The organism is Anaerovibrio lipolyticus DSM 3074 (assembly GCF_900141865.1).
Classification (GTDB): Bacteria; Bacillota; Negativicutes; order Selenomonadales; family Selenomonadaceae; genus Anaerovibrio; species Anaerovibrio lipolyticus.
Genome location: NZ_FQYW01000003.1, coordinates 66,672 through 92,823, shown reverse-complemented (window position 1 = coordinate 92,823; position 26,152 = coordinate 66,672). Strand labels below are relative to the sequence as shown.

27 protein-coding genes are annotated in these 26,152 nt (G+C 42.6%); 19 read left to right on the top strand and 8 right to left on the bottom strand.

Annotated features, from left to right (window positions below; genetic code table 11):
* Positions 1-6: 6 nt before the first annotated feature.
* The 7 genes from rpsR to B6K08_RS00435 all read left to right on the top strand — a co-directional run bounded on the left by rpsR (position 7) and on the right by B6K08_RS00435 (position 6,949).
* Complete coding sequence (gene rpsR, locus B6K08_RS00460) at positions 7-240, top strand: 30S ribosomal protein S18 (RefSeq protein ID WP_027396783.1); 234 nt, start codon at positions 7-9, stop codon at positions 238-240.
* A gap of 68 nt (positions 241-308) precedes the next feature.
* Positions 309-1,592, top strand: coding sequence for a ClC family H(+)/Cl(-) exchange transporter (locus tag B6K08_RS00455; RefSeq protein WP_234985126.1), 1,284 nt, complete (start codon positions 309-311; stop codon positions 1,590-1,592).
* Positions 1,593-1,683: 91 nt separating this feature from the next.
* Positions 1,684-1,899 (top strand): TrkA C-terminal domain-containing protein, encoded by a 216-nt coding sequence (locus B6K08_RS14020; protein WP_234985125.1) that lies wholly within the window; start codon positions 1,684-1,686, stop codon positions 1,897-1,899.
* 146 nt (positions 1,900-2,045) lie between these two features.
* Complete coding sequence (locus B6K08_RS00450; protein WP_039206800.1) at positions 2,046-2,813, top strand: DeoR/GlpR family DNA-binding transcription regulator; 768 nt, start codon at positions 2,046-2,048, stop codon at positions 2,811-2,813.
* 21 nt (positions 2,814-2,834) lie between these two features.
* On the top strand, positions 2,835-4,877 hold the full coding sequence (locus B6K08_RS00445; protein ID WP_080325173.1) for an LTA synthase family protein: 2,043 nt from the start codon (positions 2,835-2,837) through the stop codon (positions 4,875-4,877).
* Positions 4,874-5,806 (top strand): radical SAM protein, encoded by a 933-nt coding sequence (locus tag B6K08_RS00440; RefSeq protein ID WP_039210316.1) that lies wholly within the window; start codon positions 4,874-4,876, stop codon positions 5,804-5,806. The genes B6K08_RS00445 and B6K08_RS00440 overlap by 4 nt, the downstream gene beginning before the upstream one ends.
* 117 nt (positions 5,807-5,923) lie before the next feature.
* Positions 5,924-6,949: a PocR ligand-binding domain-containing protein gene (locus tag B6K08_RS00435; protein WP_039210320.1), complete on the top strand. Its 1,026-nt coding sequence runs from the start codon at positions 5,924-5,926 to the stop codon at positions 6,947-6,949.
* Between the two features lie 98 nt (positions 6,950-7,047).
* Here the strand turns inward: B6K08_RS00435 and B6K08_RS00430 are convergent, their stop codons facing one another.
* The 6 genes from B6K08_RS00430 to B6K08_RS00405 all read right to left on the bottom strand — a co-directional run bounded on the left by B6K08_RS00430 (position 7,048) and on the right by B6K08_RS00405 (position 14,000).
* On the bottom strand, positions 7,048-7,851 hold the full coding sequence (locus B6K08_RS00430; protein ID WP_052212393.1) for a C40 family peptidase: 804 nt from the start codon (positions 7,849-7,851) through the stop codon (positions 7,048-7,050).
* A 193-nt stretch (positions 7,852-8,044) separates the two neighbouring features.
* A complete protein-coding gene (gene ilvA / locus B6K08_RS00425; RefSeq protein ID WP_080325172.1) occupies positions 8,045-9,292 on the bottom strand; it encodes a threonine ammonia-lyase in 1,248 nt (415 codons plus the stop codon).
* A gap of 163 nt (positions 9,293-9,455) precedes the next feature.
* A complete protein-coding gene (nrdG, locus tag B6K08_RS00420) occupies positions 9,456-9,953 on the bottom strand; it encodes an anaerobic ribonucleoside-triphosphate reductase activating protein (protein ID WP_039210326.1) in 498 nt (165 codons plus the stop codon).
* Positions 9,940-10,224, bottom strand: a complete 285-nt coding sequence (nrdD, locus tag B6K08_RS00415) for an anaerobic ribonucleoside-triphosphate reductase (protein ID WP_039210347.1) — start codon at positions 10,222-10,224, stop codon at positions 9,940-9,942. The genes nrdG and nrdD overlap by 14 nt, the downstream gene beginning before the upstream one ends.
* A gap of 41 nt (positions 10,225-10,265) precedes the next feature.
* The gene (locus tag B6K08_RS00410) at positions 10,266-12,548 is read right to left on the bottom strand and encodes an anaerobic ribonucleoside triphosphate reductase (RefSeq protein ID WP_039210327.1); all 2,283 of its coding nucleotides are present in this window, start codon (positions 12,546-12,548) and stop codon (positions 10,266-10,268) included.
* Between the two features lie 276 nt (positions 12,549-12,824).
* On the bottom strand, positions 12,825-14,000 hold the full coding sequence (locus tag B6K08_RS00405; protein WP_039210329.1) for a phosphopentomutase: 1,176 nt from the start codon (positions 13,998-14,000) through the stop codon (positions 12,825-12,827).
* Between the two features lie 202 nt (positions 14,001-14,202).
* Here B6K08_RS00405 and B6K08_RS00400 point away from each other — a divergent pair, with 202 nt between their 5' ends.
* Complete coding sequence (locus tag B6K08_RS00400) at positions 14,203-15,345, top strand: mechanosensitive ion channel family protein (RefSeq protein ID WP_052212395.1); 1,143 nt, start codon at positions 14,203-14,205, stop codon at positions 15,343-15,345.
* 96 nt (positions 15,346-15,441) lie between these two features.
* On the opposite strand, the gene B6K08_RS00395 is transcribed toward B6K08_RS00400, so the two are convergent.
* Positions 15,442-15,741 carry a hypothetical protein gene (locus B6K08_RS00395; protein ID WP_039210331.1) on the bottom strand — a complete coding sequence of 100 codons (300 nt, stop codon included), beginning with the start codon at positions 15,739-15,741 and terminating at the stop codon, positions 15,442-15,444.
* A 204-nt stretch (positions 15,742-15,945) separates the two neighbouring features.
* Complete coding sequence (locus B6K08_RS00390; RefSeq protein WP_039210333.1) at positions 15,946-16,371, bottom strand: hypothetical protein; 426 nt, start codon at positions 16,369-16,371, stop codon at positions 15,946-15,948.
* Positions 16,372-16,482: 111 nt separating this feature from the next.
* On the opposite strand from B6K08_RS00390, the gene B6K08_RS00385 reads away from it, so the two are divergent.
* From B6K08_RS00385 to B6K08_RS00345, 11 genes are all read left to right on the top strand, one after another.
* The gene (locus B6K08_RS00385) at positions 16,483-17,916 is read left to right on the top strand and encodes a serine/threonine protein kinase (protein WP_159446661.1); all 1,434 of its coding nucleotides are present in this window, start codon (positions 16,483-16,485) and stop codon (positions 17,914-17,916) included.
* Between the two features lie 231 nt (positions 17,917-18,147).
* Positions 18,148-18,417: a helix-turn-helix domain-containing protein gene (locus B6K08_RS00380; protein ID WP_080325170.1), complete on the top strand. Its 270-nt coding sequence runs from the start codon at positions 18,148-18,150 to the stop codon at positions 18,415-18,417.
* A 227-nt stretch (positions 18,418-18,644) separates the two neighbouring features.
* A complete protein-coding gene (locus B6K08_RS00375) occupies positions 18,645-18,935 on the top strand; it encodes a helix-turn-helix domain-containing protein (RefSeq protein WP_159446660.1) in 291 nt (96 codons plus the stop codon).
* A gap of 352 nt (positions 18,936-19,287) precedes the next feature.
* Entirely contained in the window at positions 19,288-20,370 is a 1,083-nt protein-coding gene (locus tag B6K08_RS00370) for a tetratricopeptide repeat protein (protein WP_080325168.1), read from the top strand.
* A gap of 169 nt (positions 20,371-20,539) precedes the next feature.
* A complete protein-coding gene (locus tag B6K08_RS00365; RefSeq protein WP_080325167.1) occupies positions 20,540-21,040 on the top strand; it encodes a TerB family tellurite resistance protein in 501 nt (166 codons plus the stop codon).
* Positions 21,041-21,046: 6 nt separating this feature from the next.
* On the top strand, positions 21,047-22,456 hold the full coding sequence (locus B6K08_RS00360) for a hypothetical protein (RefSeq protein ID WP_080325166.1): 1,410 nt from the start codon (positions 21,047-21,049) through the stop codon (positions 22,454-22,456).
* 13 nt (positions 22,457-22,469) lie between these two features.
* Positions 22,470-23,465 (top strand): hypothetical protein, encoded by a 996-nt coding sequence (locus B6K08_RS00355; protein ID WP_080325165.1) that lies wholly within the window; start codon positions 22,470-22,472, stop codon positions 23,463-23,465.
* A 12-nt stretch (positions 23,466-23,477) separates the two neighbouring features.
* Positions 23,478-23,747, top strand: coding sequence for a YkgJ family cysteine cluster protein (locus tag B6K08_RS14290; RefSeq protein WP_143254799.1), 270 nt, complete (start codon positions 23,478-23,480; stop codon positions 23,745-23,747).
* Between the two features lie 368 nt (positions 23,748-24,115).
* Positions 24,116-25,183, top strand: coding sequence for a mechanosensitive ion channel family protein (locus tag B6K08_RS00350; RefSeq protein WP_080325164.1), 1,068 nt, complete (start codon positions 24,116-24,118; stop codon positions 25,181-25,183).
* 19 nt (positions 25,184-25,202) lie between these two features.
* Entirely contained in the window at positions 25,203-25,367 is a 165-nt protein-coding gene (locus B6K08_RS13660) for a hypothetical protein (RefSeq protein ID WP_159446659.1), read from the top strand.
* 24 nt (positions 25,368-25,391) lie between these two features.
* Entirely contained in the window at positions 25,392-26,090 is a 699-nt protein-coding gene (locus B6K08_RS00345) for a hypothetical protein (RefSeq protein ID WP_080325163.1), read from the top strand.
* Positions 26,091-26,152: the final 62 nt, after the last annotated feature.

Genomic DNA, 26,152 nt, shown 5'->3' with positions numbered 1-26,152 from the left:
ATATACTTGATTAAGCGTGATAGAAGCAGAAGACCTCGTAAGAAGGTTTGCAGTTTCTGCGTAGATAAAGTAGAAGTTATCGACTATAAGGACGTTGCTAAGCTCCGTCGTTATATCACCGAGCGTGGTAAGATTTTACCTCGTCGTATTTCTGGCAACTGCGCAAAGCATCAGCGTCAGGTTACCGTAGCTATTAAGCGCGCACGTAACATCGCTTTGTTGCCATTTACTGCTGAGTAATAAAATGATAAGGAGGTGTCACTTTGGTGATGCCTCTTTTTATTATGTTCCCTTTTTGAGAGGTTTTTATGGCAACCACAGAAAGATTAATTAAGGATATAACACGGGAACGGCGCTTTCATTTCCGTTTATTTATAGAAGGAATTATTGTAGGTATTTTTGCAGGCTGTGTCATCGCTCTGTTCAGATACCTGTTGGGGGCTTCGGAAATCCTGCGGCCTCTTATTTATAATATGGTGGCGGAGAGCTTTCAGGCCGGTGATTATTCATTGCCCCTGCTGTACATCGCCACCTTTGTAATAATTGGCTGGCTGCTTATGAAGATAGTTCAAAATGAGCCCATGTGTACCGGCAGTGGTATTCCCCAGATAAAGGGAATTCTAATGGGGCGCATGAATATGCGATGGCTGTCCGTGTTGGTGTCCAAGCTTATTGGTGGTGTGCTGGCCATTGGCGCCGGTTTGTCCCTTGGCCGTGAGGGTCCTAGTGTTCAGTTGGGGGCCTGTGTGGGACAGGGCGTGAGCCGCAGATTTATCAGAACCCGTTATGAGGAACGTATTCTGATGACTGCCGGTTCCGGAGCCGGCTTGGCGGCTGCCTTTAATGCACCTTTGGCGGGGGTGATTTTCGGTTTGGAGGAGCTTCACAAGAGCTTTTCTCCGGTGCTACTTATGGCTTCCATTACGGCGGCAGTGACCGCCACCACCGTAACTCAGGTGATTTTTGGGGCGGGGCCCGTATTTCACATTGGGGATCTGGCTATTTTTCCCTTAAATATGTTTGGTATCCTCATTTTATTAGGTGCTTTCATTGGCCTGTTGGGGCGCATTTTTAACCCCTCCCTGCTCTTTTCTATGAATACCTATGACCGTTTAGGACTAAGCGGTATTAAGCGTCCTCTGCTGCCTCTTTTGCTGGCGGCGGCTCTGGGCTTTATATTGCCGGATATTTTAGGGGGCGGCAATCGGTTGGTGGATGCCCTTTCCCATAATTGGTATCCCCTTTATTTTCTCATAATACTATTTGTGGGTAAGTTCCTCTTTACCATGGTGTGCTTTGGTTCCGGAGTACCGGGTGGCATATTCCTGCCTATGCTGGTGCTGGGGGCTGCTGGAGGTGCAGTATTTGGTAGTGTACTGGCCAGCTTCGGAGTATTGCCTTATATATATGTAGGGGATATTATCGTTTTCGGTATGGCGGCGTATTTTGCGGCGGTGGTAAAATCTCCGATTACTGGCAGTGTCCTTATTATGGAAATGACAGGCTCCTTCCATCATTTGCTGGCCCTTATATGCGTATCCATGACAGCCTATCTGGTGGCGGACCTTACGGGGGGGGAAGCCTGTATATGAGGAGCTTTTAAATCGTGCCATCAGACTGAAGGAAAAGGCTCACGGAATAGGTGCCAGCTCCTCTGGACGACGCATTGCCCTGGAGCTGGTGGTGAGCTCCGGAAGTGTGGTGGATAAGGTCCTTATTAAAGATATAAAATGGCCTGAGCAAACTGTTGTTGTGGACATAAAAAGGGGGCTGCAGCGCATAAACCCAATGGATGATGCCCGACTTTATGCAGGGGATTTTGTGTATTTGTTAACTAATGATACTGATATTTCCATTTTAAAAGAAATGATAGAAAAGGAATCTACCCCGAAGCGTTAAAAAATAAATTTTTTCAGTTGTAGTATTTTTTGAAATTTCGTGCAAAAGAATATGAAATATGATAAAGTAATAACTGGAAAATTGAGACCCATTTAGGATTTTCATACGCAATAGTGTATTATTTTGAGTGTAAGGACGTGGGATAGATGTTTTTGGAAGAGCGCCAGGAAAGCATAATGAATTTGCTTAATACCGAGGGTAAGGTTCGGGTTAAGGAGCTTAGTGCCAAGTTTAATGTTACAGACGACTGTATTCGTAAAGATCTAGGGTCCCTGGAAAAACAGGGCCGCCTTAAGAGAACCTATGGCGGTGCAGTGGCTATCAGAGAGAATATTCACGCCATCGAGGTCAGCAAGCACAAGGGCTCCGATGTGGATGCCAAGCGTCGCATTGCTCAGGCGGCAGTTAAGCTCATTCACGAGCACGATATGGTTTTTTTGGATATTTCCACCAGCAATCTGGCCATTGCGGAGCTCTTGATAAAGGACCAGCGGGAGCTTACCATTGTTACCAATATGATTGATATTCTGATTATTTTGGCCCGTCATCCCAGAATTCGCGTTATCTTTGCCGGTGGCAAGATTAATAAGAGCCGAGATGGCTTCTGGGGCGGCATGACCATGGATTTCATCTCCCATTTGAAGCCGGATATTGCCTTTGTAGGGGCTGTAGGTGTGGATGTAATGGAAAACAGCGTATCCACCTACGATATTGAGGATGGTATCAATAAGTCCCGTATTATCCGGGTTAGCAAGCGGGCCTATGTTGTGGCTGAGGCAAAGAAGCTCAGCACCGACGGCAACTATAATTATGCCACCCTGGACACCCTGTCCGGTCTAATTACTGACGCCCTGCCAGATGAAAAAATCCGCAAGGCGGCTGCTGACTACGGCGTGGACATTATTGTACCATAAGATTTTAATCAAGGAAGTAATATGACAAATAGTAATAAGAACCAGTTCAAGGACTGGAATAATTATTATAATCTTATAATCAAGGGGCTGAAGGTATTTCTTTTTTATCTCTCAGTCCTTTCTCTTTGCCGTGTGATATTTATCGGCCTCCTTCGGGATTACATGGGTGCTGATGCAGCCTCTGCCGATATTTGGCTGGCCCTTTTCGGAGGGACCCGTTTAAGTATACAGACGGCTGGTCTTATGACTATGGTGGTGGGATTGCCATCAGCTGTGGCTGCTGTTTTCAGCAGAAAAGGTGGCAAAATAATCTTTAAGGCATTAAGCGCTGCAACGGCGGCTGTTACCATGATATTGTTCTTTGCCAGTATACCCTATTACCATCAATTCCATTCAAGATTTCATCAGATGCTGTTTAATACTGCCAACGATGATGTTTATGCCCTTTTCGTATCTCTTGTGCAGGAATTTAATTTGCCACTAAGACTGGCGGGGGCTTTGCTGGTGGCTTTTATGGTGTGGTGGCTCCTTAATAAATTTATTGAGCTTCAGTTTACGGAGCATTTGGGGATAAAAGGGAAGCTGGAGTCATGGGGAAAGGCCGGTGTTTGGGCAGAGAAAATATTGGTAATTGCCGTCTTTTATTTGGTGGCCCGCCTTGTATTCTTCGGTGGCAGCCTTAGCTGGGAAAATTCTGTCAGCTGGGAAAATGCGGGTATTACCAAGGACGCCTTTTTGAATGAGGCTATTTTGGACGATTATCAGGCCATTTATCGTGGCTATCGCATGAACGGGCGGTTGCTGTCCTCTGAAGGGTTGGATTTTACTCCTCAGCAGATTCAGGAGCTGGCAGCTCACATGGTGGGCAAGAACCCGGACAGCAATAATCTGGAGGATTATATCACCAGAAGCGCCCAGGGTCCCCAGATTGAGAAGCCAAAGCATATCTTTTTAATGGTTTCTGAAAGCTACGCCAACTGGCCTCTGCTGGATAAATACAAAAATCTTCATATCGCCGATGGTATGAGGTCTGTTATCAAGGAACAGGATACAGCCTATTGTCCGGCATTTTTGCCTAATGGGGGCAGTACCGTTTCTGCTGTAACTGGCATTGTAACTGGGCTGGCGGATGCCAATCTGTATCTTACCACCATGCCCGAGTCCTTTGCGGCTCCGTATCCAACCTCCATTGCCCCACAGATGAAGGAGCTGGGCTATGATACCACCATGTGGTACGCGGGGCCTTCCACCTGGGAGAGGATAGAGCCATTTGTATTGGCCCAGGGCTTTGACCATTTTCGGGGCAAGGGCAGTATGCCTCAGGAGGCCACCGGCAGTGTATGGGGGGTTGATGACGAATACCTTTATCAGGCGGTGCTGGAGGGTGTTGACCCTGAAAAGGACAGCTTTAACGTGATTCTTAATGTTTCAAACCATTCACCATTTAATGTGGATCTGAAATCGAAGGGCTTTGATTCCCAGCAGGTTATTGACGGACTGCCTGAGGAGGCCAAGGGAGATGCTGAGCTGATTAATCAGCTAGGACATTTTTGGTATGCGGATCGTGAAATGGCAAAATTTATCAAAGCCATCAAGGAAAAGTATCCTGACAGTTTGGTTTTGGTGGTGGGTGATCATGCTGAGCGATATAACATCGATAAGACACCTAACATTTATGAGCGCTATGGTGTGCCTCTTATCATTACTGGCAAGGGGGTAACCCAAAAGCTTATGATTCCAAAGGCAGCGGGAAGCCAGATAGATATTGCTCCAACTATTTTGGAAATGATAGCCCCTAAGGGCTTTAAGTATATGTCCATAGGCTCCAGCCTTACCCGCCAGAATACCATGGGGGTTAATTATGCCGTGTGGTTCACAAGGGATTATTACGGTGAGGCGGATATTTATCCTATCCAGCCAATTCCTATTGATGCCAACGGGGGAGCAGAGCCAATGGATGTGTTGGAAATGCAGATATATTGTGATACAGTTCGCTCTATTTCCTGGTGGTTGCCAAAATATGGCAATATATTGGATGAGAGTCTGATGGAGGCAAAGAAATGAGCGGCATTTTAGATAATGGTGTAGGGGATTTATTGGCAGACTGTTCCATATGCCCCCGCCTTTGCCACGCTGATCGCGTAAAGGGAACAGGATTTTGTGGAGGGGGCCTTAAGGCCAAGGTGGCTTTGGTGAGCCTTCACCCATGGGAGGAGCCGGTAATTGCCGGAGAAAAGGGAGCTGGAACGGTTTTCTTTTCCGGCTGTAGCCTTCGCTGTATGTTTTGTCAGAATCATGAGATTAGTCACGGCCATAAGGGCATTGAGGTATCTGATGAGCGCTTGGGGGAAATTTTCTATGAGCAGCAGCTGCGGGGCGCATCAACTCTTGATTTGGTTACGCCTACCCATTACGTTCCCCAAATAATTAGAGGATTATTTTTCGCAAAAAAGAAGGGTTTTTCACTGCCCGTGGTGTATAATTCAAGTGGATATGAAAATATCTCCACTTTGGATTTACTTGGAGATATAGTGGACGTGTTTTTGCCGGATTTAAAGTATTATTCGGAAGATTTGGCCGGTGAGTATTCCAAAGCACCGGATTACTTTCGGGTGGCCAGCAGGGCCATTAGAAAAATGGTTCAGCTGACAGGAGCTGCTGTGGAAAGGGGCGGTATACTCCAAAAGGGGGTGCTGGTACGGCATATGGTTTTGCCTGGAGCCCGAAAGGACAGTATGGTTTTGTTGAAATGGTTGTGGGAAGAGTTTGGTGACAGCATTATGGTGAGCATAATGAATCAGTATACTCCAGCCTATAAGGCCCTTGCCCATCCAAAGCTAAAACGGCCTTTGACCACCTTTGAATATGATTCTGTGGTGGATTTTGCACTGGATTTGGGATTTACCAGATGCTTTGTACAGGAATCCGGAGCGGCAAGGGAAGAATTCATTCCCAAGTGGACAGGCCAGGGAGTTGAAACTTTCCATATATAATTTAGTTGTCTAAACTAATTATTAAAGGTATAATGGTATTATCCATCTTTTGACGAAATTTGAGAGATCAATTTATCGTGTGTTAAAAACAAACTTCACAGGGAGAGGTGCTTATTTATGGCAGATTTAGAGAATATTCGCGTGCAGGATATTTTTGACATGGACTTCTTACAGAAATTCCAGGATACATTCGCTCGTGCAGTAGGCATGACAGCAGTAACTGTTGATGCAGATGGTAAACCAATTACCAGACCTACTGACTGGTCCGATTTTTGTATGAAGTACACCCGTGATTCCAGAGAAGGCTGTCGCCGTTGTGAGGAATGCGACAAGCGTGGTGGTGAGACCGCAGCCAGAACCGGTCGTCCATCTGTATATGAGTGCCATGCTGGCCTCATGGATTTCGGTGCTCCTATTCTTCTCAATGGCAAGCAGATTGGTTCCATTTTGGGCGGTCAGGTTTTAACTGCTCCACCAGATGAGGAAAAGTTCCGCAATTATGCACGGGAGATTAATGTGGACCCGGAAAAGTACGTTGAGGCTGTTCGCAAGATTCAGATTGTTCCAAAGGCTCGCTTGGAGCAGGCTGCTGATTGCCTTTTCCTTATGGCTACTACTCTTTCCAATATTGGCTATATGGAGTATCGCCTTAAGACCTTGGCCAGCTCCATTAATGACGCCGTTCTTCATTGCTCCGCAGCAATGGAGGAGCTTGCAGCTTCTGCCAATGATGTAAATGATAACCAGAAGGGTCTGAATGTTGAAATTCAGAACGTATCCGATATTTCTGGTAAGATTAACGAGTTTACCTCTCTTATCCGCGATATCGCCAAGCAGACCCGTCTCCTTGGTCTTAATGCTTCCATCGAGGCAGCCCGTGCAGGTACTGCAGGTGCAGGCTTTGCCGTTGTATCCGAGGAAATCGGTAAGCTGGCTGACAGCTCCCGTGAGACTGTAGACAAGATTCAGGAATTCACTGACCGCATTGGTGAGTCCGTTCAGGAAACCGTTGCCAAGGGTGAAGCTACCTCCGATATCGTTGGTCAGCAGTCCGCTGCCATTTCTGATGTGGCCCAGGAGCTCACTTCCCTTTCTGAGACTGCATCCCAGCTGGTTTCTTTGGCAAATAGCAGTAAATCATAATAATCTTTCATAGCATAAAAAGTTATCCCCATCAATGGATGTGTATCCGTTGATGGGGATTTTAGTGTGGAAAAATAAAAACAATAAGTGCTGTTTTATTATTTTACGATGTGTTTTCCTGCGGTAAAGGCCTTCTTCCAATATTCATTGGAAAGCTCGTCTATGCGGATACCCTTACTGGAGGAAGCATGGATGAATTTGCCGTTACCTAAATAGATGCCGCAATGGCTGACACCGGCAGAACTGTCGGTGTGGAAGAATACCAGGTCGCCTGGTTCCAGCTTGCTGACAGGAGCGTATTTTCCCAGCTTATACTGCACATCTGCAGTACGTGGTACAGTAAAGCCGTTCTGCTTAAAAACATACTGGACATAGCCGGAGCAGTCAAAGCCCTTTGGGGTGGTGCCACCGGAAACGTATTTTACGCCAATATATTTCTTTGCCGTGGCGATAATTCCATTTACCTTGCTCTTTGGCAAAAATGGCTGACTTTCCGGAACATATTTTGGCTTTGTAGCGGCAGCCGGTTTATCGGTTTTGCTATTTGTATCAGTGGATGGTTTTACTGCAGGCTTTGGGCTTTCAGCTTTCACAGCCCCTGGTCTGAGAGTGTTAATGGCCTTCATGGTTTTTTCGTCCACATTGCCACTGAGCTTAATTTTATTGTCCCGCTGAAAGGCCAGAACCGCCCGTTTGGTGCTGTTGTCGTAAACACCGGAAACCTTCTTGATGTTGTAGCCCAGGTCCTTCAGCTTTTGCTGTACTGCCACCACCTCCGGTCCGGAGGAATTCATGGTAAGGGTTTGGGCCATAGCTATGCCGGAATTAAGGGTAAATACCGTTGCCAGTGCTACGCCTGCAGTCAGTGCCTTCCTTTTTAGGGATAACCAGTTTGTTATCATGGAGCAATCACCACTTTTCTAAAAGTAACTTGTTTAACAACAGAATTCTGTGGATAAGTCACAGTTTATTCAACTAAAAACACAAGTTATCCACATTGTTATCCACTTTTGCGAAAAAATGTGGATAAACTACTAAAAAATACTTGACAATAATTATATAGAACATCCAGATTAAAATCAGATTAGAAAATCTTTAGAAAACCTTAACAACATCGTAACCCGCATCATTTAAGGCCTTGGTGAGTTTCTGAATGTGGTCGTGGTTGTTGGTTTCCACGGTAATCTCCAGCTCTACCTTCTTGAAGCTGTCAGTAACCTTGGATTGGTTGTGATCCAGCTTAATAACATTGGCATTGTTGTCTGCTATAATCTTGGCCACATTTACCAGCTGGCCAGGCTTGTCCGGCAGAAGCACGGAGAAGCAGAATACACGGCCTCTGGCAATAAGTGCCTTGTTGATAAGGGCTGAAATTGTGGAGATATCAATGTTGCCGCCACTGATAATGGCTGCCACCTTCTTGCCTTTGAATGGCAGCTTGTTAAGGGCCGCAAGGCTAAGTACACCGGCACCCTCCGCAATGAGCTTATGCTTTTCAATAAGGGAAAGGAGGGCAGACATTATTTCCATTTCGGAAACAGTAATAATCTGGTCCAGATACTTTTTACAGAAGGCGTAGGTAAGGTCACCAGGGGTTTTTACAGCACAGCCGTCAGCCACAGTTTCCACAAAGGAAAGGCTGGAAACCTGTCCGCGGGCAAAGGAATTTTCCATGCAGGCGGCTCCCTCAGGCTCAACGCCAATTACCTTCACGTGAGGATTTACCGCCTTGGTGGCCAGTGCTACGCCACTGGCAAAGCCACCACCGCCGATTGGTACCAGAATGGCATCCACATCCTTCAGCTGGTCAATAATCTCCAGGGCAGTAGTACCCTGACCCAATAGAACCTGCTTGTCATTAAATGGGTGGATGTACACATATCCCTTTTTCTTCTGCAGCTCCAGGGATTTTGCATAGGCATCATCGAAGCTGTCACCATGCAGCACAACTTCAGCCCCCATGGCCTTGGTGGCCTCCACCTTTAAAAGAGGGGTGGTGGCAGGCATACAGATAACTGCATTTACTCCTAACCTCTGTGCCGCAAAGGCCACTCCCTGAGCATGGTTACCGGCAGAAGCAGTAATTACACCAATCTTTTTTTCCTCATCGCTGAGCTGACTGATTTTGTTGTAGGCCCCACGAAGCTTGAAAGAACCGGTATTCTGCAGGTTCTCCGGCTTCAGATAAACGTTGTTGCCACAAAGATCAGAGAAAAAAAGGCTTTCAATGAGCTTTGTTTTCTTTGCCACACCATCAAGCTGCTTTGCAGCCTTATAAACGTCAGCAATGGTGGTATTTTCCAGTATTTCCTCTACGGTAGTTACTTTTACTTCTTCTGCCATGTATGTTTCTCCTTGCATAATTACGTGATTTGTCTTAAAGTGTAGCATCTGGAAAAAAGGGTGTCAACGCAGACAACAAAAAGTTGCAAGAAAAAGGGGAAGAAGGACACTGGGAAAAAGTGAAAACAAAAAAGCGGGGAAAAGGCTCCCCGCCAAATCACTACTATACATCATACAATACGATGTCGTTTCCTTTTAATGTTTTTTGTACATCAATAACCCGTTGATTGCTGCTTCCCCGGAAGCTGAGGGAAATGTCACGCTTCCATTCCTGATAGGGGCCATCCACCAGAACATCAAGCTCCTTCAGCAGTTCCACCTGCTGTGGGGTTCCCTTTAAGAGCTGTTCTATGGTATAGCCGGTGTAACACCAGACATCCAGACCATGCTGATGAATCTTGCGAGCCAAATCAGCCAATGGTACAGGCTGGCAGAAGGGTTCGCCTCCACTGAAGGTTACGCCCTGCAGCAGCGGATTATCCAAAATAGTCCCCAGTATATTATCCGTATCCTCCACATGACCTCCGTCAAAATCATGGGTCTGGGGATTGTGGCAGCCAATGCAGTTGTGGGGACACCCCTGGGTGAAGATGGTAAAACGGTACCCTTCACCGTCTACAACTGAATCATCGACAGTACCGGCAATCTTAATTGAGGCCATGCTTTACGCGATCATGCTCCTCGGAACGCTTGGCATTGTTCCAGCGATCAATAGTACCAACCAGATAACCGGTGATGCGACGGATACGCTCAAACTTTGCAGGCTGTAACACATAATCAAGGGCTACGGAGCCATCCTCTGCAGGAGAAATGGTAAGGCTGCTGAGATTCTCATCGTTTTCTTCCTCCAGCATGTCGATGTAGCTCATGATTTCCTGCTCACTGACATCATTCAGTCCCTTTACTGTTACATCAATTCCATTTACTACCATTTTTTTGCACTTTCCTTTCATAATAAAATCACACCTGATAATTACACCCGTGTATTACTGTCATATTGTGGTCTGCGTACAATCCGGCGCATCTTGTGAGCTGCTTCACTGCGTCCGCACTGAGGGCAAACATCATATATTATACCGTTGTAGCCGCAAACCGGATCCCGGTCAACAGGATGGTTTACTGAGCCATAGCCAATGCCATTATCGTGCATACAGCGAATGATGGCCTCAAAGGCCTTGAGATTCTTTGAGGGATCACCGTCCATTTCCACATAGGAGATATGGCCGGCATTGGTGAGAGCGTGATATGGCCCCTCCAGCTCCAGCTTCTTGGCAGCGGCAATCTTGTGATAAACCGGAACATGGAAGCTGTTGGTGTAATAATCCTTGTCGGTAACTCCCGGGATTTCACCATATTCTTTGCGGTCAAGACGCACAAAGCGGCCGCTGAGTCCCTCGGCAGGAGTAGCCAGCAGGGTGAAGTTTAGACCTGTTTGCTGGGATTTTTCATCCATTCGCTTGCGCATGTGTTCTACTATTTCAAGACCCAGCTGCTGAGCCTCCTCGGATTCACCGTGATGCTTTCCGGTAAGGGCGATAAGTGTCTCTGCCAGACCGATAAAGCCCATGGACAGGGTACCGTGTTTTAATACCTCGGCCACGCTGTCATCCGTTTTCAGCTTCTCGCTGTCAATCCACACACCCTGTCCCATGAGGAAAGGATAATTGCGGACTGTCTTGCTGCACTGAATCTTGAAGCGGTGGAGAAGCTGGCGGAATACCAGTTCAATAATGCTGTCCAGCTCATTGAAGAAAATCTTCTTATTGCCCTTGGACTTAAGAGCCAGACGAGGCAAATTGATGCTGGTAAAGCTGAGGTTACCACGCCCACAGGTCACCTGGCGGTTCTTGTCGTGGACATTTCCCATTACTCTGGTACGGCAGCCCATGTAGGCCACCTCGGAATTGTAATCCCCCTCCTTGTAGAACTGGAGATTAAATGGGGCATCCAGGAAGGAGAAATTAGGAAACAGCCTCTTGGCAGAGGTGCGGATGGCCTGCTGGAACAAGTCGAAGTTAGGATCATGCTTGTTGTAGTTAATACCTTCCTTAACCTTGAAAATCTGAACCGGGAATATAGGGGTTTCACCATTGCCCAACCCTGCAGTGGTGGCCTTTAAAAGATTTCTGATAACCATGCGGGCCTCAGGGGAAGTGTCAGTACCATAGTTAATGGAGCTGAAAGGCACTTGGGCACCAGCACGGGAATTCATGGTGTTGAGGTTATGGATAAATGCCTCCATAGCCTGATAAGTGGCATCCTCAGTGGCATCCACCGCAGTAGCCACTGCGTAATTATGGGCACGCTCTGTCTGATTTGGTGAAATGGCCTGATAATTATGACTCTGCTGATGATATGGCAAAAAGTCAACCAGATGATGTAGGTACTCATCGGTATTACCAAGGCGGATATCCATAGGGATACAACGCCGGATTTCCTTGGACAAGAGCTTTGCATCATTGGAATTCATGCTGAGAACTGCTATAAAGAAAGCAGCCAGAGCCTTGAAATACTCCTTGGCAAAGGTTTTGGCCACACCAGGTGCCATAGAATAATCAAAGTTTGGAATAGACTGTCCACCGTGCATTTCATTTTGATTAGCCTGAATGGCAATACAGCCAAGAGCCGCGTAGGAACGAATGCCGTTTGGCTCCCTCAGATAGCCGTGGCCTGTGGAAAAACCATCCTTAAATAATTTAAGCAGGTCAATCTGGCAGCAGGTCTCGGTGAGCATGTAAAAATCCTTGTCATGGATATGAATGTCGCCGTCAATATGGGCAGCGGCAATATCCTTTGGCAGGATGTAGTTATCAATATAATATTTGGATCCCTCGGAACCATATTTCAGCATGGTTCCCATGGCAGTGTCCGCGTCAATATTGGCATTTTCCCGCTTAATATCGGCATCGGCTGACTTTTTAAAGGTCAGCTCGTTATATATATCCATAAGGTTCCCTTGAGCCTCACGAATCTTGGTGTGCTCTGCCCTATAGATAATATACGCCTTGGCGGTGCTGGCAAAATTGTTGCGGATCAGTACCTTTTCCACAGTGTCCTGAATAAATTCCACAGTAGGAATATCCTGGGCGGAGATGGCCTCTGTTACCTCGTTGGTAAGGCGTTCCAGTTCCTTTGCTGTAAAGGTATCATCAATGGATTCCAAATTAGCCTTTCTGATGGCATCCGTAATCTTTTGCGCAATAAATGGGACAATGTCCCCATTGCGTTTTCGTATATTCTGTATATAACTTGCCATGTAAACTTACCTGTCCCCCCTCTATAATCTACAAACGATTTTACTATATATAGTGTCTGGTGTCAAACTGAAACACTACATCTTGTGGTTTGTCTTATCCACAACAGTATATTAGTATATTTGAGTATATTGCATAAATATGCAGAAAATGAAAGAAGACCGCTAATAAAAGTCGGCCTTCTTATTGTATATACAACACATGTATATGAAATTTTGGGGATAAGTTAGTAAGTGAAAAACTTTAATATGTTGAAAGAGTATAAAAAGGTATGGGCATTACTCTTTTACCTCGTTCCAGAAGCTTTGCCCCTTGGTAGCATACGGAATACGCATAATCTTGGAAACGGTGGCGGCAATATCAGCAAAGCTGTGTCTTGTTCCCAAATCAACACCCTTCTTTATTCCCTCACCGTAAATCATCATTGGTACATATTCTCTGGTGTGATCTGTGCCGGCACCTCTAGGGTCACAGCCATGATCGGCAGTAATAATCAGCACGTCTCCCCGCTTCATCTTAGGAAGGAATTCTCCCAGCTGTTCATCGAAACGGGTGAGGGCAGCAGCATAGCCGTCCACATCTCTGCGGTGACCGTATTTCATGTCAAAATCCACCAGATTTACGAAGCAAAGACCATAATAATTTCTGTCAAGCTCCGCAATGGCCTTTTCCATGCCATCCTCATTGCTGGTAATGGCCACATGACGGCTGATACCCCGTCCTGCAAATATATCATTGATTTTACCAATACTTACCACGGAATTTCCTGCCACCTTCAAAAGGTCCAGAATGGTATCTCCCGGTGGCTCCATGGAATAGTCATGGCGTCTAGGGGTACGCTCAAAATTAGGGAACTCCCCGATAAACGGGCGGGCAATAATACGGCCTACGGAATGTTCACCGCTCATTATTTTCCGCGCTTCCTTGCAATATTCATAAAGCTGCTCCACAGGCACTACAGCTTCGTGGGCGGCGATTTGCAATACGCTGTCTGCTGAGGTGTATACTATGAGGGCCCCGGTTTCCATGTGCTCCTTGCCGTAATCTTGAATCACCTGGGTACCGGAATATGGCTTGTTGCAGATAACCTTGCGCCCAAAGGTAGCCTCCAGCTTTTCAATGACATCCTTAGGGAAGCCCTCAGGATAGGTAGGTAGAGGTGTATCGGAAACAATACCGGCAATTTCCCAGTGACCAATAGTGGTATCCTTGCCCTTTGATGCCTCCTGCAGCCTTGCGAAGGACGCATCAGGATTAGGCTCCTTTTCTCCATCTTCCACCCCATCAATGTTGAAAAGTCCCAGCCTTTTCATATTGGGAATGTTTAATTTATCTGAGGTCGTAACGCTCTTTAAGGTATTTACGGTGTCTGCATCACCAAATTCGTTGGCATCAGGCTCAGCACCAATGCCAAAGCTGTCCAATACTATGAGAAATATTCGCTTGAATATCATATTAAAACCCCCATTCGAAAAATAATCTTTATCCTATTTTAATTCTACATTTTTCCGCCGTAACCTGCAATTTTCTCTTTTTACAGGAAAATTTCCGATAATTGGGTTATAATTTATGGATAAGACTACAGCTTCAAATAAAGTATTGGAGAAAATGTTATTGAAAGAAAATGAACGATGTGACCTGGGTAGGAGGTAATATATGTTTGATTTTACAGACTTTGATATACATTTATTCTGGGATTATGTGGAGTCACTTAATCCCCAGGAAATATTATTTTCATTTTTGCCCCCGGTGATAGGTCTTGTGATTGCCATATTTGTGGGCTGGTGTTGTAATAGATATGTGAGCAATCAAATAGACTCCCATCCTATATTGCAGAAGATGACCTGGAAGACCGCTTTGGTTCGTGGGTTGAAGGGGGCCCCGATACTTATAGTGGTTTCACTGTATCTGAGCTTCGTTACCAAAATGATGAGTATGCCAGAACCGGTAGAACATCTGCTGACCTATGTTTTCTTCGTTATTCTAATAATTACGGTGATGCAGGTTATATCTCGCACCGCCACTGCCATTCTCAACAATATAATAGTTGCCAGACATGAAAACCTCTCTGAAACTTCATTGCTTACAGATATGGTAAGCTGGAGTATTTATTTTATGGGGTTTATCATCATCTTGGCAGAATGTGACATTTCAATTACACCTTTTATTACTGCCATGGGTGTTGGCGGTATGGCTGTGGCCCTTGGTATGCAGGAAACCCTTGCCAGTGTTTTTGCCGGCTTTACCATGATTTTTGCTCCCCAGATTCGCAACAATGATTTTGTCCGTCTCAGTAGTGGACAGGAGGGACGCATTGTGGATATCGCCTGGCGGTATACCACCATTGAAAACCTTGAGGGAAATACTATTGTGGTTCCAAATAAGCAAATTGCTTCTGCCATACTCACAAATTACAGTGTTCCAGCTCAGGACATCAAGGTTAAGCTGCAGTGCGGCGTGGCCTATGACAGTGATCTGGATAAGGTGGAGCAGGTGGTGCTGGAGGTGGCCCAGAAAATTCAGGATGATGTAACCAAGGATATTCTGGTATCCAAAGGTAAGATTGCAGAGGATGAATCAGTGACAACAGCCGACCCGGGAATATTCTTTCATACCTTTGGTGACAGTGCCATAGAATTTAGTGTAACTCTTAACTGTAAGGACTTCACTCATCAGTACCGCATGAAGCACGAATTTATCAAGGCCCTGACCAAACGGTTCCGGGAGGAGGGCATCGAAATTCCATTCCCTATTGTGACTGTACAGCAGACCAGGGATGATGGAAAAAGTAGTAAATAATCGAAATAACACGAAAATAAAAACGACAGCAGAGATCCCCTTCTGCTGTCGTTTGTTTTCTTTTATAAATCCCCTATAAATTTAATAATAAAATCTTTACTTTAACTGATTTCCCCCGTAAATCATGGTAGTGGCCTTAAGACTAGGCAACATCAGCTTCATTTGCTTAAAGAAGCTATCCAGGGTATTCGTGTTTTGGGGATTAAGGGACAACATATAATCATAGCCTGAGCTATAATTGCTGTAGCAATTCTGCACAATGTTGTCCTTAAGGAAATAATCCAAAAACAGTTTCTCCTCCTGTGAATTTTCGATACTTACATACATGTGGGCCTTCAGGCCGGGGTCTATATGTAGTTGCTGCTCCTGAGGAACAACAGAACTTTTTCTTCTCATATTCACCCATCCTCCTTAAAAATAAAACTTGTATGATAAATAAATTTATCACGATGATTATTATAGCACTATTGTCCCGTAATTCAAGAGGATTTGAGAAAATAATCAGGAAAAACTATACTTGTTTAGAATATTTAGTATAACAATTGACGTTAAAATATAAATAACTAATAATTATAGATATAAATTCTTAATTAATTTCTTTTATTTAAGTAATGGTACAAGTCCAAAATCATGGAGTATTATATTTATATCAGAAACACCAAGATGCTTTTCCAGCCCGTACCATATAACCCTGTCCCAGGAATTCTTTACGTAGAGCTTTTCCTCTTTGGCATAATATAATAAGCGTTGTACTTCTTCGTGGGAAAGCTGCATAGCTAGTGCAATGGCCAGTAGCTTTGGGCGTCCAGGATTTTTGTCTCCTGAGAATATTTTATAGCCGTAGGTACGCTCCAGATTTGCTGCTTTGATTACATCCTTGGCTTCCATTTTGTGAATTTTGAGCAATTCTTCCAGATATTGACTTACTGAAAGCTCCGGGATTATATTTGAAATATTATTAACGGATTCAATATCATTGGAGGCAGATATTTGATTTTCCAATTCCCTGGTATCGATTTCTTTCATAATGGATTCCTTTCCCATTGATAGCTTGTATATTTCGACGATTATATCATATTATATTATGGGGTAAGAGTATTTAACAAGGTAGGTGTACCATCCTTGCACAAACTCACTATGGATTTTTTGCAGGAACAATATAAAAAAATAAAATTACTCAGAAGCTCCAGCAAGGGTGAGGTGTGGCTGGTTACTCAGGCAGATGATGCTCCTGCTGTTATGCGCATCATTAATCATCTGGGAGTTCCTGGCAATCTCCTTCGTGACAATCCACATACACTGTGGCCACGTATACTTTATTTTGCAGAGGATGAAGCTCAGCAGCGTACTATTATAGTGGAGGAGTATATTGGTGGTCAATCCATGCAGGAATACCTCCAAAATGGCGGGCATTTGTCGGAAGCTGAGGCACAGAAATTTTTGCTGGATTTTTGCTATGGATTAAGCCATTTACACAAGCTGGAAATAGTACATAGGGACATTAAACCAAGCAATATAATACGCCAATCAAGTGGCGGCTTTAAGCTGATTGATTTTGATGTGGCAAGGCTACGTAATACCAAGGTGGAGGATAAGGATACAGTATTGCTGGGCACTAGGGGATATGCACCACCGGAGCAGTATGGCTATAGCCAGACGGACAGGCGGAGTGATATTTATTCCCTGGGGGTGACGATAGAGGAGCTGCTGGGGGAGGAATACAAGGGATATTTGAGGCCAGTTATCAGAAAATGCCGTGCTTTGGATCCAGCTATGAGGTATCAAAGTGCGGAAGAGGTTATTCGGGCAATAAAGATAAGACGGGGATTTAAAATAGCAATGCCCGTGGCGGTGGCCATATTGCTATTGATGGCATTGACAGTAATTTGGCTTATTTCTGGCTCCAAAACACCTGATTCTGTTGGAAATCCCATAAAGCAGCTGGAGGAGCTGATAGAACTGCCGTCGTTGCCCGATTCACCGGAAAATGTGGAATCGCCTCAAATGCTTAATCATCAGAACCAGACAGAATCCCCTCGATCATCTGAAGGGCTGCCGTCAGATAATACTGATAACGACACGGTAAAGGCTGGCAAGGAATTTCAGGGTAATGGTATTAGCATGGAAACAGTAGGTCATGGAAATGGTTTATCCGGTGGAACTGCTGGCGTTTATTATGTTTCCCCTGATGTATATAGGTATTGGTCACGAGAAAATCAGGATAAGCTAACCGGGGCATATAGCGTGTATTTGCCGGACGACTGGTATATTGATGTGGAAATTAAAAATAGTGAATGGAATGGACCTTGGAACCACCCCACCTTTGACATTACCTATACCCGAAGAGATTGGGACGGAAATAATATAGTAAGCCGTGAGGTGCGGGAGCTGTCTGATATACCTCCTGGTGGCAGTGAAACTCTCAGAATTAATTTGGGCGGAATGAAAATAGACAATGTGCGCAATTATTACGGCCCCAAGATACATATACAGCCACGTTGGCCTGAAAATACTAAATTTGGTGGCTGGGCACAACAAATCGAATTGGACTTTTTGAATGATAAGGGCTAAAGACAGTTGGAAAATATGACGTAAATGAGAAATGTGCCCCAACAGGGAACCACAAGAAATAGCTTTCATGCTACTTTTTATAGTAGTAGAAAGCTATTTTTTTGTCTGCTTTTAGAAGATATTCATATTTATGACAATATATATCATATAAAGCATACTGTTTTAATAGGCAAAACGCAGTAAATGTAGAATACTTACAGGGAGAAGACTTTTTAAAATTTGAGGTATGAAATGAGTACAGATACGAAAATGGTCCTCAGGCAGATAGGTGCTAAGATTGCTTATTTTAGAACACTGGCAGGAATCAGCCAGAAGGATCTGGCCGACAGGATAAAAACCACTCAATCAACTATTTCCAAAGTGGAGAACGGCAGCTATAACGATAACCTGAGCATAGCAATGCTGACGGAAATAGCCGACGCGTTGGAGATGGATTTGGCCCTGCTGCTGGAGTTTAACGGGTATGAAAAAGCTATGTGGGAGAAGGTGGAGGAAGAATAGAAGGATTAACGGATAACATTTATAGCGCCAATTTTAATTGGATAAATAAGTTGGTTTATCTGGATGCAATTATTGGTAATTGTTCAAGGGAGGTACACGTATACGTGCACTGTGATATCGTGATGATTATGCTATATATTGCATATAAACATATTATATATGCCGATAATTGCACTATAAATCACTATACATAAATACTGTTTATGATAAAATTTATTATATAAACAGTGAATGGTGGTGAAAGGTCTGTGAGTGTCGATAAGAATATGGTACTGCGTCAGGTGGGTGCAAAAATAGCATATTGGCGAACAATAAAAGGTTTTACCCAGGCTGACTTAGCCAAGACAACAGGATTTTCAAAAACGACCATTTCTAAACTGGAATGTGGTAATTATAACGAAAATATCAGCCTCAGCCATATTATTGACATAGCAGACGCGTTAGAAATAGATTTTACCGTGCTGCTCCGTTTTAGTGTGCCTGAGCGGGATATGTGGATAGTAAATGAGCCAGAGTAATACCTCTGGCTTTTTTGGTAAATATGTGATTTCACCAGAAAGGAATCTTTTTATTGTTCGAGGAAGGAAATAGAAGGCGCCATAATACTTATTTTCCAATTAGTGTATTAATATAGCGATTTTTGAACTATAAACGACACCAGAGATGCCATCGTATGCTAGGTGGAGGAGTCATAGTGGTAGCTATGTCGACTGACGACAACAGCGACGATGATGATGGTATATATGGTGCTGTCAGTCAAAATATCATTATGCCAATGTACTAGCTTAAAGAATAACAAATTTAGAATCAATATTATTCAAGGTGTAGAACAGTAGCTATAACAATTTTAGGCGAAAGGAGATTAGAGAAATGAATGAAAACGAGAATAATTTTATGGCGGAAGAATGCTTTGAAAAAGGAAATTCTTATAAAAGATTAGGTGATTATAAGAAGGCTTCAGATTTCTATATGAGAGCAATTAAGATGAATCATAATTATAGTGATGCTTGGTATAATCTTATTGCTGTCCTCGTTAAAATTGGTCATTGTAAGGAGGCGGTGGAATGTTATAAAAGAGTAATACAAATAAATCCTATTTTTGATGCCCCCTGGTATGAACTTGGCGATGCCTATGAACGATTATGTGACAGTAAAAAGGCTATAGAGTGTTATGAGAGGGCAATTCAGGTAGAGCCAAATTTTGATAAACCTTGGACGAACCTCGGTCTTGTTTATGCAAACTTAGGTAACCATCAAAAGGCAATAGAGTGTAGTCAAAGAGCTATTCAGCTGAATGATAATAACGACTTGGCTTGGTGTACACTTGGCGATGTCTATGGTAGATTGGATAATCATCAAAAAGCTATAGAATCTTATGAGAAAGTAATCCAAATAAAACCTGATTATGATTTTGTTTGGGTAATGCTTAGTTCTCACTATAGTGTCTTAAGCAACAATGAAAAAGCAATAGAGTGTAGCCAAAGAGCACTGCAGATTAATCCTAACAATAACCGCGCTTGGCTAATTCTCAGTAGTGCCTATGTTGAATTGGGTAGCCATCAAAAGGCTATAGAGTGTTGCCAAAGAGCTATTCAAATTGATTCCACATTTCCTTACGCTTGGAGTATATTTGGCGATGTGTATGCTAAATTAGGTGATCCTCAAAAGATGGCGGAGTGTTATGAAAGAGTTACTCAGTTAGATCGTAATAATTATAAGGCTTGGACAAACCTTGGCCTTGCCTATAGTGACTTAGGTAACTATGAAAAGATGTTAGAGTGTTGCCAGAGAGCAATTCTGATAAATCCAAATGATCATGTTGCTTTGACCCACCTTGGATATGCCTATGTTAAATTAGGTAACCATCAACAAGGGATTGAATGTTTACAGCAGGCAATTCAAATAAACCCTAATAATGATATTGCAAGAAAACTGCTTGGTAGGTTATTATAATATGCTAAAAATTGTAAAATAGATCTTTAATGTGTCGAACTTTATTTAAGATTTAAGTGTAATTCATCAAAAATGGCTACTTCATTCATTACCTATGTTTACGAAGGTTTATTTATGTACGCATGCTTGATAATATAATTTATAAGTAGAATAAAATGGAGGGATTGTTATGTTTTTAAAAAAATTAAAGCCAGAGAATCAGGAGAATTTTTTGCAGCTTGCCTGCATATTATGTCATGCTGATGGAACATACTCTGAGCCAGAACGTCAAATGATGCGCCTTTATGCAGCTGAATTTGAGAGAGAAGACGGTGCATCTATTATTGAAAAAATTGAAACAGAGGAAGAAACTCACCGTCAGGCAGGTGAAAAAGACTTTCAGTTGGCATATCGCTTTAGAAGCATTATAGAGGAAGTTAAGGACAATAGTGATATGCAAGAAAGGAAGATATTTCTGTTTGAACTATTGGGCTTGGCTTATGCGGATAAAACTTTTTCCGAAAGCGAAAACAAATTGATTAATGACGCCCGTGAAGCTTTTGAATTTAAGGCAGATGCGCTTACTCGTTTGGAAAATAATAAATATTATTTTGATATAACAGAAGTTGGAGATATGCTTACACGATATATAGACCTTCAAAAAGAAATGACAAGGTATGTTTTGGGCTGATGTAATATGGATGAAAAAGAAAAGAATGAACAAGAAAAAAATAGCCAAGTTGCCAATGGTATGGTCGTTGGGGCGCAGATAAATCAGGAGGTTACCAGGCTGAATGAGGATTATGCTAAACCAGAAAATTATACCGGCAATCGTAAACTATATGATAGCGGTCAGGCAAAAGCTAATGCTAAAAAAGAGCTTTTTGCTGATGGAAAAGCCGTAAAAGACCCATATACCGGTGAGGAACTTTTGCTTCGTAAACAGGAAGCAAAGTTAAAATATGGTGATAAGTGGCAGGAACATTTAGCCGAGTCAGACCATGTGGTGCCTATTAAGAAAGTGCATCAGGCTCATAAAGATGATGTCTGGATAAGCAATGATGATATTAAAGAGATAACCAATAGCAGCGATAATCTAAAAGTGGTTAGCCGTAAACAAAATAATGCTAAACGTGCCAAGACCAATGAGGAGTTTTATGGTGATGAAGGCAAAGATTATCGTAAATCAAAAGGTGTAGAAGTTTCTAAAAAGGGACGCCAAAAGGCTATTGAAGATGGCAAAAAAGCAGAGGAGATTATTGAAAAAAAGATACTTTGTAGGAAAATAAAAAATGTTGGTACCGAATTTGTATCTTCAGGTTGGCAGGGGGCTAAAAGTGCTGGTACTATGACGGCTGCAATGTCATCAATGAACAATATAGTGGCAGTCATAAAAGGAGAGGTGACACCAGAAGAAGCTCTGAAAAATGTTGCCAAAGATACGGCAACATCGGCTGTTACAGCCTTTGGCGTAACAGGTACTACCGCTGTGGTAGCTCGTACATTATCAGGAGCCAATTCACCTTTTGTGAAATCACTGGTTAAATCAAATGTTCCTGGGCAAGTCGTTTCTGCAGTGATGGCTACTGGCGGGACTTTGATGAAGTTTTGCAAAGGTGAAATAGATACTAAAGATTGTATCAAAGAACTAGGTCAGACAGGAATAAGTACCGTGACAACGGGGTATGCCATGGCAGTTGGTCAAGCAGTTATCCCAATACCATTTGTCGGTGCAGCCGTGGGCGCGATGGTGGGTGCTGCAATGGCTGGTGGATTATGGAAAGATTTGAAGGGTGCTATTGACTCTTGGGAACGTTCTGAAAGAGAGTATGAAGAAATAAAACGGCTTACTGATGAGGCTATAGCAAGACTGGAACAAGAGCGAACTACTTTTGAACAAGCAACCCGCAAATTGTTCGACGAACGTGCAGAAGCAATAAATGAGGGCTTTGATTTAATCTGTAATGCTTCGCTGGAAGATGATGCTGATACATTGTTTATGGGATTAGATACCATTGCCAATGCATTTAACAAAGATATTCAATATCATAGTATGGAAGAATTTGGTTCGATGATGCAAGATGATGATGTATCATTCGAAATGTAAGGGGGAAATAGATATGCCAATTCCATTTTTAATTGCAGGAGCAGCTCTACTTGCTGGGGGAGTAGGTGCAGTAGGAGCCGTTGTAGCTAAAGAAACTATGGATGAAGCCGAAGAGGTTGCTAATGATGGTAAGTATATTGTAAAAAATGCGGAAGAAAAGCGGGACAGCGCCAGGGAAAAAGCGGACAAAGCGATTAATACCTTAGGGGAAAAGAAATTAGATATTTTAGGCAATAGTATCAATGTTTTTGTGGATAATTTTAAGAAACTCAAAAATGTGAATTTCCATGATAGTGTGGGCTTGGAAGAGTTGAAAGATTTTACTCCTGATAGTAGTTCCTTAGGAGAGCTACAACGTGCTTCTTTTTCTGCTGCTCAAATCGGTGGAAGTATGTTTACTGGTTTAGCGGGAGGCAGTGTTGCAGCCTTAGGTGCCTATGGCGCAGTCGGCTTATTGGCAACTGCTTCTACAGGCACAGCTATTTCAACATTATCGGGTGTTGTAGCTACCAATGCAACATTGGCATGGCTAGGTGGTGGCAGCTTAGCCGCTGGGGGATTTGGAGTGGCTGGCGGCATGGCTGTTTTAGGCGGTGCAGTATTAGGGCCAGCTTTGCTAATTGGTTCCTTTGTGGCTTATGCCAAGGCTGATGAAGCTTTGAATAAAGCCAAGTCGTATCGGGCAAAGGCAAAACAGTTTGAGGCAGAATGTGAAAATGTCTGCTCCTTATGTAAGGCTGTAACAGAACGTGCAGAGCAAATTAAAGATGTATTAGTAAAATTGGACAAAATGTTGGTTAATGGCAATAAGAATATGGTGAGCATTATTGAAAATGAGGGTACGGATTGGAACTCATACTCTGATCAGGATAAGAGAATCATCGCAGGGGTTGCTATGACAGCAAAAACGTTAAAGGTGATTTTGGATACCTCATTACTGCATGATGATGGTTCTTTATCCAAGGAATCGGAGAATGTATTATCCTTGCCATTAGTGCAGACGCTATAACCATCTGGAGGGATTTTTATTTTTCGTTGCGACAAATGTGGTTTGTGTTGTCAATCCCTTTCGGCCAATGAAATATATAAGTCGTTGGATAGAGGTGATGGGGTGTGTAAATATTATGACGCGCAGCAAAAGTTGTGTTCAATATATGATGAACGGCCTATTATCTGTAATGTGGATATGTATTATGAAGCTAATTTAAAAGGTAAAATAGACAGAGATACATATTACAATACAAACTATGTAGTATGTGAAAAACTAAAAAGTACTATTATTAATAAGTGAAATAAAGTTAATCTAATTAGCTGAGTTATTGCGTATGGCGAATAACTCAGCTGATTATTTGTTTGCTCTGGTGATGGGGCGATATTTTTGTAGATAGGTTTGAGGTGTTTGACAGTGGCTTTCCTGATAGGTTTTTTTGTTTTGTGCATTGTTATGTTAGTGTATATACGTTGCCCTAGAATTTTGAAGTTGGTGATATTTGTTATAAACTGTTTTATTCCAGATCCTGTACCATATCTTGATGAAATTGCGCAAGTGTTATTGCTGATTCCAAGGGATTAATAAGGTATATAATGGAAAACAGATTTATAAAAAAGAGAGTGTAAAAGAAAATGTTGGGAATAATAAATTATATTTAAGGTGAAGAAATGAATTATTCATGGGTGCAGGCTTGGATGCCGCCAGTATGCGTTGTGTTAATGACATCAATATTTGATATAATGTGGGGCAGATACTCTGGACTTTATTTAAAAAAGATCGTGAAAAGTACAGACACCTTGATAGATGATTATATTTTTACAGCATTCCAAACACCAATAAAATATATTGTAAGATTTTTTGGCCTTGGGATAGCAATTAACATTGCTCCAGTGGAGATCCCTCCATTTGTATTAACAATCATAATTGTATTAGGCATAATGTGTTTAGGTTGGGGATTTTTTCGATTATTTTCCTATAAAAATTATGATAATGGCAGTATTATTCATTATTTGCTGGCCAATAGACCAGTAGCTCACGCTGATGCTATATCTAACATATTATCTGCATTCTTTAGATTGGCGATTATTCTGGCGATAATTCTCGTTATACTGCATTTTGCAGGTTTTGATATTGGGGCTGGTATAACTCAGTTAAGCATCGGAACAGCACTTATCGCCTTTGCAGCAAAGGATATTTTTACAAATTTCTTTGGAAGTTTTGTGATTTTATTTGATGAGCCATTCAAGGAGAACGAATGGATTGTTGCAGACGGAGTTGAAGGGATAGTCGAGAAAATTACAATGCGAAGTACCTGTATTAGAACTTTAACAGGTGAACGGGTATCGGTGCCAAGTGCAAAACTAGCTAATGACAAGATAATTAACAAAAGTAATTGTACATTTCGCCGTATAGAAATGACATATAATATATCACCGGAGACGACTGCTGAACAGGTTAGAGAGCTGATAAAAAGAATCGATTCTGCGTTAAAGGAAAACGAGGATATTAGAAGAACTGGTAAAGATATATTTACATATTTGGATAAAGTGACGGTGCTTAGCCAGGATATCAAAGTAATGTGCTATACAGATTTTATACATTATCACGAATTTGATAAATTTACCAATTTAAAGAGTGAAATTAATTTGGCAGTAATGGAAGTAATCCGTGAGTTGGGGATAAAGATGGCCTTAGATGATGATATTGGAATTATAAAAGGTTTGATAAAATCGTGATTAAACTGGTGGTGAGTTTATGCTGGAAAAATTGAAGAATGTACTGTCCACTGAAAAGAAATGTTCCAAATGTGGCTCTAAGAAAGACGTGGAGAAGGTTTATGTTTCCAATATTACTGGGCATGGACATTTTGAGTATTTGTGCGCCACCTGTGCCTTGAAAGAGAAGCTGAAATGCTATTGATAAAGTGTACGGGAGGAATGGAGAATGGACATCATTTGGCATCCTGATACAGCTATTGATAGAGTTGTTTGGCCAAATTGTGATGGCGCAATCAACGGTTTTGTTGATAAAGAAGAAATTATTTCCAAGATAAAGAATCCAATGGAAGATTTGTCAGCCATAATTTTTGTCACTGAAAATTATATGACTCAAAACTATTATCCAGAAGATATATTATCCATTGAACTACACCATCCAAAATGGAAGATTGAAGAGGAATTAAAAGGCGTTCAGAGCAATTCTGAACAGGAAAATGTGTTAAAATGTAGTGTCTGGGCAGGCACAACCATAAGAATATCTCCTGATGCTGATGAGTGGGATAGATTTAGTATAGGGCATTCGGATGTTTATAATGCAAAAACGAAAGAGTATGTCCTTACACTTTTTGAGCGAAATATTGCAGCCCAAGATATTGTATATATTAAATTTGTCTATGACAGTGATTATTGGGAATGGTTTGAGAAAAAAGAACCTTATGAGGGGCTTATCAACCCTGAATATCCGAAGAAATATTTGCAATTCGCTGTTCCATGGCGGTTAGATGAATGTAAGGTGCCAATAGACTACTCGGCTTATGGAATAGATGATAATCCATTTCAAAAAGGTTATCTGGATGAATCCGGCGCTTTGAATATCACGTGGCGATGTCCTAACCGCGAGAAAGGCATATGTCATTGTAAATAGTTTTAGGTTGCCTGGCGGGCAACCTTTTTGCTTCTGGCTCCTGTATACTGTTTATTAAGCAG